We start from the raw sequence: 14,595 nt of genomic DNA, 5'->3' as shown, positions 1-14,595 counted from the left end.
CCCCCCCCCCCCCCCCCCCCCCCCCCCCCCCCCCCCCCCCCCCCCCCCCCCCCCCCCCCCCCCCCCCCCCCCCCCCCCCCCCCCCCCCACCGCCGAACCGTGCCCGAACAGCCCCTGGTTCGCCGTGATCCCGGTCCGCGCGCCCGGCACCTGCCGGGCTCCCGCCGTGCCCCGTAGCTGCCAGGTGAGCTCGCAGACCTGCGCGATGGCCTGGGCGGGCACGGCCTCGCCGAACGAGCCCAGACCGCCGCTGGTGTTGACCGGTACGCGTCCGCCGAGCGCCGTGACCCTGTCCCGTACCAACTTCGCGCCTTCACCGGCTCCACACAGGCCGATGTCCTCGTACCACTCCAGCTCCAGCGCCGTGGACAGGTCGTACACCTCCGCGAGCGACAGGTCCTCGGGCCCGAGACCCGCCTCCTCGTACGCGGCGCGCGCGATCGACGCGCGGAAGGTGTGGGGCGCGGGGGAGACGGCGACCGCTGAGTCGGTCGCGATGTCGGGCAGGTCGAGGACCGCCTTCGGGTACGTCGGGGTGACGGTGGAGACGGCCCGGATACGGACGGGGTCCGGGTGCCCGTGCCGGCGCGCGAACTCCATGCTGGACAGCACCAGCGCCGCGCCCCCGTCCGAGGTCGCGCAGATGTCCAGCAGCCGCAGTGGATCGGCGACCACGGCCGAGGCGGAGACCTCCTCCGCGCTGACCGTCTTGCGGTAGCGCGCCAGCGGATTGAGGGCTCCGGCCGCCGCGTTCTTCACCTTGACCTGGGCGAAGTCGTCCACTGTGTCCCCGTACAGCGCCATCCGGCGGCGGGCGTAGAGCGCGAAGTACGCGGGGTTGGTCGCCCCGAGGACCCGGAAGCGCAGCCAGTCGGGGTCGTCGGGCCGCTCCCCGCCCGCCGGGGCGAAGAAACCCTTGGGCGCCGAGTCCGCGCCGACGACGAGCACCACGTCCGCCAGGCCGGCGAGGATCTGCGCCCGCGCGGTGCCGACGGCCTGCGCGCCGGAGGCACAGGCCGCGTACACGCTGGTGACGCGCGCCCCCTGCCAGCCCAGCGCCTGGGCGAACGTCGCGCCCGCCACGTAACCCGGGTACCCGCACCGCATCGTGTCCGCACCGACCACGGAACCGACGTCCTGCCAGCCGAGACCCGCGTCCGCGAGTGCCGCCCGTGCCGCCGCCGTACCGTACTCGACGAAGCTGCGGCCCCACTTGCCCCACGGGTGCATTCCGGCGCCCAGCACGGCGATGTCGTTCATGACCGCCCCTCCGTCTCCTCGGCCACGCGCGCGTGCACCACCGGCCGCCAGTGCCAGGTGGTCCAGATGTGCTCCTCGTCCTCGTTGAGGACGCCCGGCACCACCTCGACCTCCATGCCGACGGCGAGGTCCGCAATCCGCACCCCCGGCGCCGCCTGGCCGAGCACCACCATCGCCTCGGCCGCCAGCTCGACCGCGATCAGGGTGTACGGCTCCCAGGGCGCGTCCGGGTCGGAGACGTAGGGCGCGGGCGGGCGGTAGCGGCCGTCGGTGAACGACCAGACGCGGCCCCGGGGGGAGAGCGGGGTCTCGACGAGTCCGCCGCCGCCCGGGCACCCGGGATTACGGCACCAGGAGTCCTCGCGGGGGAAGAAGACCGAGGCGCACGCCGTGCAGCGCGTGCCGAGGAGCCGAAACTCCGCCCCCGTGTCGTCCTCGGTGAACCACCTGTCCACCACCGGTTTGCGCGTCCGTGCCACGACAGCCCTCCCCTGATCTGACGATGCGTCAGAAGTCTGGCACGGATGCCGCGCGCTGAGAACCGTACGGACCCTTACGGCGTCCTTACGTACGTGGCGGGCGGCCGGGACCCACGGGGGTGGTCCCGGCCGCCCGTCGCACATGCCGAGGGCAGTGCCGTCAGTGCCCCGCCACCGACCGCCGCGCCACCGGGAAGTCGAAGAAGGTGCTCGGGAACGGCTCCGGCTTGAACGTGAAGTGCCACCACTCCTCGGGCAGATTCACAAAGCCCTGGGCGGCCAGTGTCCTCTTCAGGAGCTGCCGGTTGGCCCGCTGGGCGCCCTGGATGCGCGGGTCGTCGGTGTGCGAGAGCGTGTCGAAGCAGTCGAAGCCCGTACCCATGTCGACGGAGTTGTCGGGGAAGCGCTCGGCCTGCGGCGCGTAGCACTCCACCAGCTCCTCACCCGGCACGTACGGGCGAGTGGGCGCGGCGGGCAGTCGCACGATGGTCAGATCGACCGTCGAGCCGCGGCTGTGTCCGGACTTCTCCGCGATGTAACCGTCCGCGAACAGCCTCGACTTGTCGACCAGGGGATAGAACTCCTTCTTCATCCGCTCGTCGCCCAGATCCTTCGCCCACCGCACGAAGTGGTCGACGGCGCGCTGCGGCCGGTAGCAGTCGTAGACCTTCAGCGAGTAGCCCTGCGCGCGGAGTCTCACCTGCGCGCGGTGCAGCGCCTCGGCGGCGGGCCGGGTCAGGATGCACAGCGGCTGCCGGTAGCCGTCGACCGCCTCGCCCACGAAGTTGTGCTCCGTGGTGTAGCGCATCTCCTGAATGATCGTCCGGTCCACCGAACTCAGCGCCACGAACTCCTTCGGCGCCTTTGGCTCCGGATTGGCCTGCGCGGACGGTACGGCGGCGGTGGCGGCCAGCAGCCCGGCGCTCGCCAGCACGCCAAGGGTGCGGAAAACGGAAGCAAGTCCTGTCATGTGCACCGTCTATCAGTTCCGGGGGGGCGCGGGAAAGGGTGATCGCATACGGTCCTGCCGTGAAGGACTCCTACTGCTCCAGCTGCGGCACCCGTTACGCCGAGCCCGCCGACTGGCCCCGCACCTGCGCCGCCTGCGGCTCGGTCGCCTACCGCAACCCGCTGCCCGTCGCCATCGCCCTGCTCCCCGTAACCGACGTACGGGGAACCGGACTTGTCGTCATCACCCGCACGATCGAACCCGCCCGGGGCGGAGTCGCCCTCCCCGGAGGATTCATCGACCAGACGGAGGACTGGCGCGACGCCGTCGTCCGCGAACTGCGGGAGGAGACCGGGATCGAGGCGGCGGCGCAGGACGTGCGGATCGCCGACGCGCTCAGCTCCCCGAGCGGACACCTGCTCCTCTTCGGCCTCCTCCCACCCCGCCCGGCCACCGAACTTCCGCGCTCGGAACCGACGGACGAGACCACCGGCTGGCACGTGCTCCACGAGCCTGCGGAACTGGCCTTCCCCCTGCACACGGAGGCGGTACGACGCTGGTTCGCGGGGAGGTACGCCTGAGGGGACGGCTCGTGGATCACGGATCACGGATGTTGGATCCAACATCCAACATCCAACATCCAACGCCCAAGCCCCGGACCGGCCCGTCCGCGGCGGCTACCCCTTCACCCCCCGCACCCGCACCGGGAGCCCCGCCTCGACCGTGCCCTCGTCCGTCACGCGCTCCACCACCACCCGGCCGTCCACGAGCCGCGACGCGTACCGCTCGATCTCGGCCGACTCCCACCCGTCACCGGTGTCCCGTACGACGAGCCCGCCGCCGGTCCGCCCGGCCGCAGGAGCCCACACCTCCAGCTCAAGGCCCCCGTCCTCGCCCCTGACCGGAACGACAGCCCCCGCCCGCGCGAGCACCGGGATACGGGACAGGGGCGCGTCGAGCAGGACCTGCCCCGGCCCGTCGTACGCCTGGCCCGTCGCCGTGTCGTACCAGCGCCCGCGCGGCAGCCGCACCGCCCGCCGGTCGGCGCCCCGCGCGAGCACCGGCGCCACAAGCAGGGCGTCGCCCACCAGGAAGGCGTCCTCGCAGTCCCGCAGCGCCCTGTCCTCCGGCGCACCCCACCACACGGGCCGGATGTAAGGCGCCCCGGTCAGCCGCGCGAGCTGCGAGAGGGTGACGAAGTACGGCCGCATGCGCTCCCGTTCCGCGAGCGCCACGCGCGCGTGCTCCAGGACCTCGGGACCGAACTCCCACGGCTCGCGCCGCCCGGTGTCGATCGCCGCGTGTGTACGGAACAGCGGCATCCACGCCCCGAGCTGGAACCAGCGCAGGAACAGCTCCGGCGAGGGGCTCCCGTCGAAACCGCCCACGTCGGGCCCCGAGTACGGCACCCCGCACAGGCCGAGCCCCAGAACCAGCGACAGGGAGGCCCGCAGCCCCGGCCACCCGGTCGACACATCGCCCGACCAGGTCCCGCCGTACCGCTGCATGCCCGCCCACCCCGAGCGCGAGAAGAGAAACGGCCGTTCGTCCGGCCGCAGCCGGCGCAGCCCTTCGTAGCCGGCCCTCGCCATCGCCAGCCCGTACACGTTGTGCGCCTCGCGGTGGTCGCCCCCGCTCCCCTCCAAGGCGTGCCGGGCCGAGCGGGGCAGCGTCCGGTCCCCGAAGGGGGAGAAGGAAACCGGCTCGTTCATGTCGTGCCAGACCCCGGAGAAGCCCTGCGCGAGCCGCTCCTCGTACAGGCCGCCCCACCACTCCCGTACCGCCGCGTCCGTGAAGTCCGGATAGGCGCACTCGCCCGGCCAGACCACCCCGTGGACCTCGTTGCCCCGCCCGTCGCGGACGAAGGCGCCGGCCGCCGTCCCGCTGTCGTACACGGCGTTCCCCGGCTCCGCCTTCACCGCGGGGTCGACGATCGACACCAGCCGTACGCCCTGCTCGCGCAGCTCGCCCGCGAGCCCCGGCAGGTCGGGGAACCGCTCGCGGTCCACCGTGAACACCTGGTGCGCGTCGAAGTGGTCGATGTCCAGGTGGAGCACGGACAGGGGCAGGCCCCGTTCGCGGTACCCGCGCACCACCCGCCGCACCTCCTGCTCGCTGCCGAACCCCCACCGCGCGTGCTGCGGACCCAGCGCCCAGGACGGCGGCAGCGCCGGCGCCCCCGTGAGCGCCGCCCAGCCGTGAAGCACGCGCGCGGGGGTGCCGACCACCACCCAGCAGCGCAGCGGCCCGCCGCCCATCCTGACCTCGCTGGTCCCCGGCCGGTCGTGCCCGGACCCGGCCCCCTCCTCACCTTCGGTGAGGGTGACCCGGCCTTCCCAGGAGTTGTCGTGGAACGCCAGATGCGTGCCCGCGTCCGCGACGACGAACTGCACCGGCATCGTGATGTACAGCGGATCCTCGCCGGGGGAGAAGCTCCCCGGGTCGGTGTTCCACAGCCGGTACGTACCGTTCCGCAGGCGCGGCCCCGAGGCCCGCCCGCCGAGCCCGAAGAACCGCGCGTCCGCGGGCACCTCGCTGCGCTGCACCCACCGCGCGGGACCGCCGGCGACCGGCTCCCACCAGCGCGGCGGCAGCTCCCGGCGCAGCACCACACCGCCGGGCGTGCGGATCTCCACCGCCCCGTGCCGGGACACCGCGACCGTCACCCGCTCCGAGACCACCCGCCAGCCGCCGTCGGTGTCCGGCTCCAGTCGGGCCCGGGGGTCAGGCTCGGGCGCGTCGCCGGCCAGTGCGTACGACGGAAGCGGCTCGGCCCCGTCCCAGCCCCAGAACACCGTGCCCCCGGCCGACACGCTGATCCGCAGCTCGGATCGGGCGAACCGGACGATCCCACCACCGGGCAGCGGCTCCGCCTCGCCCACCGGCCCGGGCACCCGCGCCCGCTCCGTTCCCCGCGGCGGCAACCCCCACGCATCCGTACGACGCTGCCGCCACGCCGAACGCACTGCCCGCAACCCCTGCACCGATCCGAACACCCTCACCGAACGCACCAGCTCACGACCGTCCATGCAGCTCACCCTGCCATTCGCCAGGGCCCGCGCGTGGTTCGTTCAACTGCCGTTCACCCGTGGTGGGAGCACATATTCAGGCCTCCCACCATGGGCGGGGAACCCTGGTGCGAAAGCCGCTCCCATGGCATCGTCCCTGTCAGCCGCGTCACGCGCACACCCCAGCACGTGCGCGCGACACACGCAGACCCGCGTACGCCCAGGGAGAACCGCCCCATGACATCAGCGCACACCGAACCGCTCTGGCAGCCGGACGAGGAACGCATCGCCGCCGCCGCGGTCGCCCGCTTCCAGGCCTGGGCCGCCCAGCACCACGGGGCCCCGTCCGAGGGCGGATACCCGGCCCTGCACCGCTGGTCGGTCGACGAGCTGGAGTCGTTCTGGCAGGCCGTCGCCGAGTGGTTCGACATCCGCTTCGCCACTCCGTACGAGCGTGTCCTCGGCGACCGCTCCATGCCGGGCGCCCAGTGGTTCCCGGGAGCCACCCTCAACTACGCCGAGCACGCCCTGCGCGCCGCCGCCGAGCGCCCCCACGAGCCGGCCCTGCTCCATGTGGACGAGACACATGAGCCGCGCCCGGTCACCTGGGCCGAGCTCCGCCGCCAGGTCGGCTCCCTCGCCGCCGAACTCCGTGCCCTGGGGGTACGCCCCGGCGACCGCGTCAGCGGGTATCTCCCCAACATCCCCGAGGCGGTCACCGCCCTCCTGGCCACGGCGGCCGTCGGCGCCGTATGGACCTCCTGCGCCCCCGACTTCGGCGCCCGCAGCGTCCTGGACCGCTTCCAGCAGGTCGAGCCGGTCGTCCTGTTCACCGTGGACGGCTACCGCTACGGCGGCAAGGAGCACGACCGCCGCGACACCGTCGCCGAGCTGCGCGCCGAACTCCCCACCCTGCGCGCCGTGGTCCACATCCCCCTCCTCGGCACCGAGCCCCCCGAGGGCGCGCTGGCCTGGGCGGACCTCACGTCGGCCGACGTGGAACCGGTCTTCGAACAGGTGGAGTTCTCCCACCCCCTCTGGGTGCTGTACTCCTCCGGCACGACGGGCCTGCCCAAGGCGATCGTCCAGTCCCAGGGCGGCATCCTGATCGAGCACCTGAAGCAGCTCGGCCTGCACTGCGACCTGGGCCCCGAGGACGTGTTCTTCTGGTACACCTCCACCGGCTGGATGATGTGGAACTTCCTCGTCTCCGGCCTGCTCACCGGCACCACGGTCGTCATCTACGACGGCAGCCCCGGCTACCCCGACACCGCCGCCCAATGGCGCGTCGCCGAACGGACCCGGGCCACGCTGTACGGCACCTCCGCCGCGTACGTCATGGCCTGCGCCAAGGCGGACGTCCACCCGGGCCGGGACTTCGATCTCTCGGCGGTCAAGTGCGTCGCGACCACCGGCTCTCCGCTCCCGCCCGACGGTTTCCGCTGGCTGCACGACGAGGTCCGCGAGGACCTCTGGATCGCCTCGGTCAGCGGCGGCACGGACGTCTGCTCCTGCTTCGCGGGAGCGGTCCCGACCCTGCCCGTCCACATCGGCGAACTCCAGGCGCCGTGCCTCGGTACCGACCTCCAGGCCTGGGACCCGCAGGGCAAGCCCCTCATCGGCGAGGTGGGCGAACTGGTCGTCACCAACCCCATGCCGTCCATGCCGATCCACTTCTGGAACGACCCGGACGGCAGCCGCTACCACGACAGCTACTTCGAGATGTTCCCGGGCGTCTGGCGCCACGGCGACTGGATCACGATCACGGACCACGGCTCCGTCGTCATCCACGGCCGCTCGGACTCCACCCTGAACCGGCAGGGCGTACGGATGGGCAGCGCGGACATCTACGAGGCCGTCGAACGCCTCCCGGAGATCCGCGAGTCCCTGGTCATCGGCCTCGAAGAGCCCGACGGCGGCTACTGGATGCCGCTCTTCGTCCACCTCGCGGAGGGCGCGACCCTGGACGAGGCGCTGATCGCCCGCATCAAGCAGACGATCCGCACCGAACTCTCCCCGCGCCACGTCCCCGACGAGATCATCGAGGTCCCCGGCGTCCCCCACACCCTCACAGGCAAGCGCATCGAAGTCCCCGTCAAACGCCTCCTCCAGGGCACCCCCCTGTCCAAGGCCGTCAACCCAGGCTCGGTCGACAACCTCGACCTGCTCCACTTCTACGAGGACCTAGCCCGCACCCGCACCAAGTAACACGGTCCACCACTCGGGCCGATGCCAGGGGCGTGTCCCGTAGTCCGGGGGGCGTCGGCCCGCAGCCCGGAGCGATGCCCCACGCATGCCGTGTAGTCCGGGGGCCGGTGCGATGCCCGGCCCTCGCCCGCAGCCCGGGGCCAAGCGTGCCCCGTAGCCCGGGGGCCGACGCGCGCCCGGCGCCCGCCCCCAGCGGCCCCCGGCCCGCCCACCCCCGCGGCGCGAAGCTGCCGCGCCGCGGGGGTTCGGGGGCGCAGCCCCCGGTCTCGTCAGAGTTTCGGGAAGGGGTGGGGTGGGGGAGCTCCCTTCCCCCGGCGCGCCGGGGGGAGCGGTGGGGGAGCCGGACCCCGGTACGTCGCGGCGCGGCGCAGTCACCCCCCATACGTCGCCTCCCCTTCCCCCAGCACCTCCGCGAAGTCCCCCGCCAACCGGCCCCCCGCCCGCACCCCAAGCGTCGCCGTCGTGATCCGCACCGCCGTCGGCGCCGCGATCCGGAAGCGGGCGCCCGCGGCCACCCACCACCCCCGCGTCCGCAGCCCGTTCACCACCGCCGACTCGTCCCGCACCGGCACCCACACGTTCAGCCCACTCGCCCCGACCGCCCGGATGCCGTACGAGCCGAGCGCCCCGATCAGCGCCTCCCGCCGCTCCGTGTACGCGGCCTCCCCGGCCGCCACCAGCCGCGCGACCGCCGGGTCGGAGAGCAGCCCGACGACCGTCTCCTGAAGAACGTGGCTGACCCAGCCCGACGTCATCAGCATCCGCCCGTCGTGCCGCGCGAGCGTCACCGGATCACCGCATACCCCGGCCCACCGCAGGTCGACCCCCAGACGCTTCGAGACCGTCCGCACCTGCGCCCATCTCTCCAGCCCGGCCGCCGCCAGCGTGGGCGCCTCCGGTCCCGCCGGCTCCGCGAGGTAGTCGTCCTCGACGACCAGCACCTCGGGGAACTCCCGCAGCATCGCGGCCAGTTCATCCCGCCGCGCCGGCGAGAAGAACGCCCCGGTGGGGCACTGGGCCCGCGGACTGCAGACCACCGCCCGCACCCCGGCCCGCAGCGCCGCCCGCAGCGCGTCCGGCGTCATCCCTTCACCGTCAACGGCCACGGGGACCATCCGCAGCCCCAAGGCCGGCACCAGATCCAGGAGATGGTGGAAACCGGGATCCTCCACGGCCACCGCGTCACCCGGCCGCAGTTCGACGGAGAGCAGCCGGGCGATGCAGTCGAGCGCCCCGTGCGCGAAGGTCACCCGCTCCGCCGGCACGCCGTCACGGGCGAACCAGGCGCGGGTCAGCTCCTCCAGCGCCGCGAGGCGGGGCGCGGCGCGGTGCGACCCGTAGACGGGGCGTACCTCGGCCGGCGGCCGCAGCACCGGCAGGAAGGCCGGGTCGGGAAGGCCACTGGCCAGGTCCACCAAGCCCGGCGGTATGCGCGGGGGGCGCCGCGAGGCCACCGAAGGCACCTCCGCGACCACCGTGCCGCCCCGCCCGCGCGTGACCACCAGGCCCCGCTGCCGTAGCTCCTTGTACGCCGTCGCGACCGTGCCAGGGCTGACACCCAGCTCGTCCGCGAGACGTCGCACCGGAGGCAGCGCGTCGCCCGGTGCGAGCTCGCCTTCCGTCACACCGCGCTCGACGGACGCGGCAATCCCCTTGGCCGACGTCCCCTGAACAGAATATTGTGTTGCCACGTACAGAACTATGTATCAATACAAAACTCAGGTCAAGGGGGAACCGAGTGAGCCGCAGGACTCCGAGGTACAGCACCGTCCTCAACCGCATCCCCGGAGGCCGCGACGGCCGCCGCATGCTCCTCGTCAGCATCATCGACAAGACCGGCACCGGCCTCTGGGCCGGCTGCACCGTCCTCTACTTCACCTACGTCTCCGGCCTCGGCCTCGGACAGGTCGGCCTCCTCATGACCGTCTCCGGCGGAGTCGGCATCGCCGGAGCCCCACTCGCCGGCCGCCTCGCCGACCGCTTCCCCCTCGTCCGCCTCATCGTCGCCGCCCAACTCATGCGCGGCGGCGCCCTCCTGGCCCTCCTCACCACCGACAACCTGATCCTGCTCACGCTCTACTCCGCCCTCGGCGCCCTCCCCGACCGCGCCGGCAGTGTCCTCATCAAGCTCTACGCGGCCCGCCTCGCCGGCCCCGAGCGCGTCCGCTACCAGGCCATCCAGCGCACCACCGTCAACATCGGCTGGTCCATCGGCGGCCTCGGCGCCGCAGCCGCCCTCGCCACCGGCAGCACCCGCGCCTACGGACTGCTCCTCGTCGGCAACGTCCTCACCTACCTCGTCATCGCCGTCCTCACCCTCCGCTGCGCCGAACCCCCCGCCCCCGCCCGCGTCGCCGCCACCTCCGACACCCCCGGAGACCGAGCACCCGCCACCCCGGCCGGCCCCTGGCGCGACCGCACCTTCCTCGCCTACACGGCCACCGACGCCGCCCTCTTCCTCGACGACACGATCCTCCAGGTCGCCATCCCCCTCTGGATCGTCCACGCCACGGCCGCACCCGTCGGGCTCGCCCCGCTGCTCCTGGTGCTCAACACCGTCCTCGTCGTCCTCTTCCAGGTCCCGCTCGCCCGGTTCGGCGCCACCACGAGGGCCGCACGGCGCCTCCTCGTCCCGCTCGCCGGCCTCCTCGTGCTCGGCACCCTCGCCCTGGCCGCCTCCGCTGCCGGCGGACGAGCCCTCGCCATCACCGCCCTTGTCGCCGCGGTCATCGCCCTCACCTTCGCCGAGATCATCCACGCGACCGCCTCCTGGGAACTCTCCGTCGCCCTCGCCCCCGCCGAGGCCCAGGGCGCCTACCTCGGCGTCCACGGCCTCGCCCATTCCACCCAGCGATTCGCCGGACCCCTCCTCGTCACCGGAGTCATGTCCGCAGGCGCCCTCGCCTGGCCCCTCCTCGGCCTCGGCCTCGTCGCCGCGAGCGCGGCACAGCACCGCCTGATCCGCGACCGGATCACCAAACCGTCACTGTCAGTGCCGGAGGTTACGGTGAGTGAGCATTGATAGACAGCGCTCAGGGGGAGACATGAGCAAGACCGGCACCACCACCACATCCATGCGCCGCGCCCTGCGCCGCGAAGTCCCCAGCACCGTCGGCCTCCTCGCCGACGAGGACGACTTCACCGCCATGCGCCGGTACGCCACCTTCGCCTTCGACGACCACCCGGCCTACCTCCGCCAGGTCGAGGGACTCCTCAAGGCCCTCGCCACCCGGGGCGGGCACACCACGGTCGCCCTCTTCGACCCCGAGGAGTACGCGCAGTACTGCGAGGACACCGGCATCGACCCCGACCGCCCCGCCAGCCGCAGCCGCTACACCGCCGAACTGGCCGCCACCGGCGCCCTCGTCCCGTACACCGGGCAACCCATGACCACCCTCGTCCCCACCCTCATCGACACCGCCGCCCGCCGCGCCACCTGGGAGTACGCCACGACGCTCCTCGCCGACACCGGAGACTGCGCCACCTGCGGACAGGACATCGGCCGAGCGGCCTTCGAACGTGCCTCACGCCTGCTCATGCGACTCCTCGAAGCCGCGGGCCCCGGCACCCACCACCTCGTCTGCAGCGTCCCGGCCGACGACGAACACCTCCTCGCCGTACTCCACGCGACCTGCGACGAGGGCGGGCCCGCCCACCTCGACAGCGTCGAAGGAGCCGAATTCGCCACCGTCCTCGCCGTCGGCGTCGCCCTCGACAGCCCCGGGGGAGTGGTCCTGCGCACCCAGAGCCCCGGAAGCCGCGACCGCCTCCACGGCTGGCGCCTCACCGGGGGCACCCTGAACCCCCTCACCGAAGCCGAAGTCTTCAGCGCCTACTGCACCGACGCCCACACCGGAGAACCGGTCGCCCCGGAGCCGGGCGTCGACTACCGGGCCGGCTTCGCCCTCACCCCCGACGAGGACGACTGGCCCACCCACCACTGACGCCGAAGGGGCTCCCCGCCACATCCGTGACGGGAAGCCCCTTCAGTACCTACGAACGAACCCTACGAACGAACGGGGATCACTCCCCGGACAGCACCGCCTGCGCGGCCACGCGGGCCTCCTCGGCCGTGTCGGCAGCCCGGGCCGCGGCCGCGGCCCGCTCGCACTGCGCCAGCGTGTACCTCGCCAGCGCCGCCCGTACATAAGGAATGGACGCGGCACCCATCGACAGAGAGGTGACACCCAGACCCGTCAGCACACAGGCCAGCAGCGGATCCGAAGCGGCCTCACCACAGACACCACAGCTCTTGCCCTCGGCCTTGGCCGCCTCGGCGGACAGCGCCACCAGGTCGAGCAGCGCCGGCTGCCACGGATCCTGCAGCCGCGACACCGCACCGACCTGACGGTCGGCGGCGAAGGTGTACTGCGCCAGGTCGTTGGTGCCCAGCGACAGGAACTCCACCTCCTGCAGGATCGAACGAGCCCGCAGAGCGGCGGAGGGAATCTCCACCATGGCACCGAACTTGGCCTGCAGCCCCGCCGCACGGCAGGCGTCGGCGAACGCCCTCGCATCCGTACGGTCGGCAACCATCGGGGCCATGACTTCCAGGTACACCGGCACGCCCTCGACGGCCTTCGCCAGCGCGGTCAGCTGCGTCCGCAGCACCTCCGGGTGATCGAGCAGCGAACGCAGACCCCGCACACCCAGCGCCGGGTTCGGCTCGTCCACCGGAGTCAGGAAGTCGAGCGGCTTGTCCGCGCCGGCGTCCAGCACCCGCACGACCACACGACCCTCGGGGAAGGCCTCCAGCACCTTGCGGTACGCCTCGACCTGCTTCTCCTCCGACGGAGCCTTCTTGCTGTCGTCCAGGAAGAGGAACTCCGTACGGAACAGCCCGACACCCTCCGCGCCGGCCTCCACCGCGGCCGGCACATCCGCCGGACCGCCGATGTTGGCGAGCAGCGGAACCTTGTGCCCGTCCGACGTCGCACCCGGACCACTGGACGCGGCCAGCGCGGCCTTCCGCGCGGCGGCGGCCGCCGCCAGCCGGGCCTTGTGCTCCTCGGTCGGGTTCACGAAGATCTCCCCGGTGGAACCGTCCACCGCGATGACCGTGCCCTCACCGATCTCACCCGCGCCCGGCAGCGCCACCACGGCCGGCACACCCAGCGCCCGCGCGAGAATCGCGCTGTGGCTGGTCGGCCCGCCCTCCTCGGTCACGAAACCGAGCACCAGCGCCGGGTCCAGCAGCGCCGTGTCCGCGGGAGCGAGGTCCCGCGCGATCAGCACGTACGGCTCGTCACTGTCCGGCACACCCGGCATCGGCACACCCAGCAGACGCGCGACGATACGATTCCGCACGTCGTCGAGGTCGGCCACGCGCCCGGCCATGTACTCACCCGCGCCCGCGAGCAGCTCGCGGTAGTGGGAGAACGCGTCGTAGATACCGCGCTCGGCCGTGCTGCCCACCGCGATCCGGCGATCGACATCAGCGATGAGCTCGGGGTCCTGAGCGATCATCGCCTGGGCCTCCAGCACGTGCTGAGCCTCGCCGCCGGCCAGATTTCCGCGCGCAATCAGGTCGGCAGCCACAGCCTCCACGGCCTGGCGGGCGCGCCCCTGTTCGCGCTCCGCCTCCTCGGCGGGAATCTGCTTGGCCGGCGGCTCGAGAACGGCCGTACCCATGTGCCGGACCTCGCCGATCGCCACCCCGTGGCTGACGCCGACGCCTCGCAGCGTTGTCTCCATCTCACCCGTCTCCGATAGAGCGGCGGCATCCGGCCGCCGCGATGAATGTCGTACCAGCGGTCGTCACGAAGACGACGCCGACGTCAGCGCCAGCTGAAGAGCTCGTCGTCGGCCTTCACATCGCCGTCCTCGACGACATTGGAGAGGGAGTCGGCCGTGGCCTCCAGGGCCACGACGGGGCAGATGGCGGACTTGCCGGCGGCCTCGACCTCGGCCGGGTTCCAACGCACGACGGCCTGTCCCCGCGTGACGGTGTCGCCCTTGTTCACGAGCAGCTCGAAGCCCTGCCCGTTGAGCTGAACGGTGTCGATGCCGAGGTGGGTCAGTACGCCGTGCCCCTCACCGTCGACGACGACGAACGCGTGCGGGTGCAGCGAGACGATGACGCCGTCGACCGGCGACACGGCCTCCGACGGCTCACGTACGGGATCGATGGCGGTGCCGGGACCGACCATCGCGCCGGAGAAGACCGGGTCGGGTACAGCGGCGAGACCGATGGCGCGTCCAGCAAGTGGCGACGTCACGGTTGTCATGGGAAGCCTCCCAGGGGCGGAGATGGTGTGGCGCCGTCACTGCCTGTCCTGGACGGCGTACTGTTCAGAAGCGTATGTCATGGGTAGTCCCGGTTCCGCACGAGACGTACTAGTTGGCGGACCTAGGGACTAGCCGGAAACGATTTGCCTCGTCTGACGGTCGGATGTACTGTCGTACTCCTGCTTGACCCCAACGCGACTTTGAGTCGTGGGTCGGCAGCACCTATCAAGCCAGATCCTAACCCCAGTGGTCTACACCTCTGCGTGCCTGCGAAGGCCGTGGTCGGGGAGAGTGAAAAAGCCTGGTAGTGTTTGACCCCGCCGCAAGGGAAAGCGCGAAAAGCGAATTCCCGAAACGGCAAGCCCGCTCCAGCGGGTGGCAGAAACGGAAAACGGATCTGCTAAGCTGGAAACACGAAAGACCGAAGGGAAGCCCGGAGGAAAGCCCGAGAGGGTGAGTACGA

Annotated in this window: 11 protein-coding genes; 4 read left to right on the top strand and 7 right to left on the bottom strand. The window is 72.4% G+C overall.

Annotation, left to right across the window (positions count from 1 at the left end; genetic code table 11):
* The 3 genes from ACZ4VI_RS34445 to ACZ4VI_RS34435 form a co-directional block, all read right to left on the bottom strand.
* A partial coding sequence (locus ACZ4VI_RS34445; protein WP_468005812.1) for a lipid-transfer protein occupies positions 1-1,260 on the bottom strand: 1,260 nt, incomplete at its 3' end.
* Positions 1,257-1,739, bottom strand: coding sequence for a Zn-ribbon domain-containing OB-fold protein (locus ACZ4VI_RS34440; RefSeq protein WP_468005810.1), 483 nt, complete (start codon positions 1,737-1,739; stop codon positions 1,257-1,259). The genes ACZ4VI_RS34445 and ACZ4VI_RS34440, both read right to left, overlap by 4 nt.
* A gap of 160 nt (positions 1,740-1,899) precedes the next feature.
* A complete protein-coding gene (locus ACZ4VI_RS34435) occupies positions 1,900-2,709 on the bottom strand; it encodes a M15 family metallopeptidase (RefSeq protein WP_468005809.1) in 810 nt (269 codons plus the stop codon).
* A 59-nt stretch (positions 2,710-2,768) separates the two neighbouring features.
* Here ACZ4VI_RS34435 and ACZ4VI_RS34430 point away from each other — a divergent pair, with 59 nt between their 5' ends.
* Complete coding sequence (locus ACZ4VI_RS34430; protein WP_468005807.1) at positions 2,769-3,269, top strand: NUDIX domain-containing protein; 501 nt, start codon at positions 2,769-2,771, stop codon at positions 3,267-3,269.
* A 96-nt stretch (positions 3,270-3,365) separates the two neighbouring features.
* Here ACZ4VI_RS34430 and ACZ4VI_RS34425 read toward each other — a convergent pair whose 3' ends face one another.
* Complete coding sequence (locus ACZ4VI_RS34425; RefSeq protein ID WP_468005805.1) at positions 3,366-5,717, bottom strand: glycoside hydrolase family 31 protein; 2,352 nt, start codon at positions 5,715-5,717, stop codon at positions 3,366-3,368.
* A gap of 216 nt (positions 5,718-5,933) precedes the next feature.
* Here ACZ4VI_RS34425 and ACZ4VI_RS34420 point away from each other — a divergent pair, with 216 nt between their 5' ends.
* Positions 5,934-7,904 (top strand): acetoacetate--CoA ligase, encoded by a 1,971-nt coding sequence (locus ACZ4VI_RS34420; RefSeq protein WP_468005803.1) that lies wholly within the window; start codon positions 5,934-5,936, stop codon positions 7,902-7,904.
* Between the two features lie 371 nt (positions 7,905-8,275).
* On the opposite strand, the gene ACZ4VI_RS34415 is transcribed toward ACZ4VI_RS34420, so the two are convergent.
* Positions 8,276-9,595: an aminotransferase class I/II-fold pyridoxal phosphate-dependent enzyme gene (locus ACZ4VI_RS34415; RefSeq protein ID WP_468005801.1), complete on the bottom strand. Its 1,320-nt coding sequence runs from the start codon at positions 9,593-9,595 to the stop codon at positions 8,276-8,278.
* Positions 9,596-9,642: 47 nt separating this feature from the next.
* Between ACZ4VI_RS34415 and ACZ4VI_RS34410 the strand changes: the two genes are divergently transcribed.
* Positions 9,643-10,926 carry an MFS transporter gene (locus tag ACZ4VI_RS34410; protein ID WP_468005799.1) on the top strand — a complete coding sequence of 428 codons (1,284 nt, stop codon included), beginning with the start codon at positions 9,643-9,645 and terminating at the stop codon, positions 10,924-10,926.
* A 22-nt stretch (positions 10,927-10,948) separates the two neighbouring features.
* Complete coding sequence (locus ACZ4VI_RS34405) at positions 10,949-11,848, top strand: hypothetical protein (protein ID WP_468005797.1); 900 nt, start codon at positions 10,949-10,951, stop codon at positions 11,846-11,848.
* A 79-nt stretch (positions 11,849-11,927) separates the two neighbouring features.
* Here the strand turns inward: ACZ4VI_RS34405 and ptsP are convergent, their stop codons facing one another.
* Together ptsP and ACZ4VI_RS34395 are read right to left on the bottom strand one after the other, a co-directional pair.
* Positions 11,928-13,598 carry a phosphoenolpyruvate--protein phosphotransferase gene (gene ptsP, locus ACZ4VI_RS34400; RefSeq protein WP_468005795.1) on the bottom strand — a complete coding sequence of 557 codons (1,671 nt, stop codon included), beginning with the start codon at positions 13,596-13,598 and terminating at the stop codon, positions 11,928-11,930.
* Between the two features lie 83 nt (positions 13,599-13,681).
* Positions 13,682-14,131 (bottom strand): PTS sugar transporter subunit IIA, encoded by a 450-nt coding sequence (locus ACZ4VI_RS34395; RefSeq protein ID WP_468005793.1) that lies wholly within the window; start codon positions 14,129-14,131, stop codon positions 13,682-13,684.
* Between the last annotated feature and the right edge of the window lie 464 nt (positions 14,132-14,595).

This window comes from Streptomyces sp. NPDC029169 (genome assembly GCF_055563935.1).
Note: the sequence above shows the minus strand (reverse complement) of the source record. Positions and strands in the feature narration are given on the sequence as shown.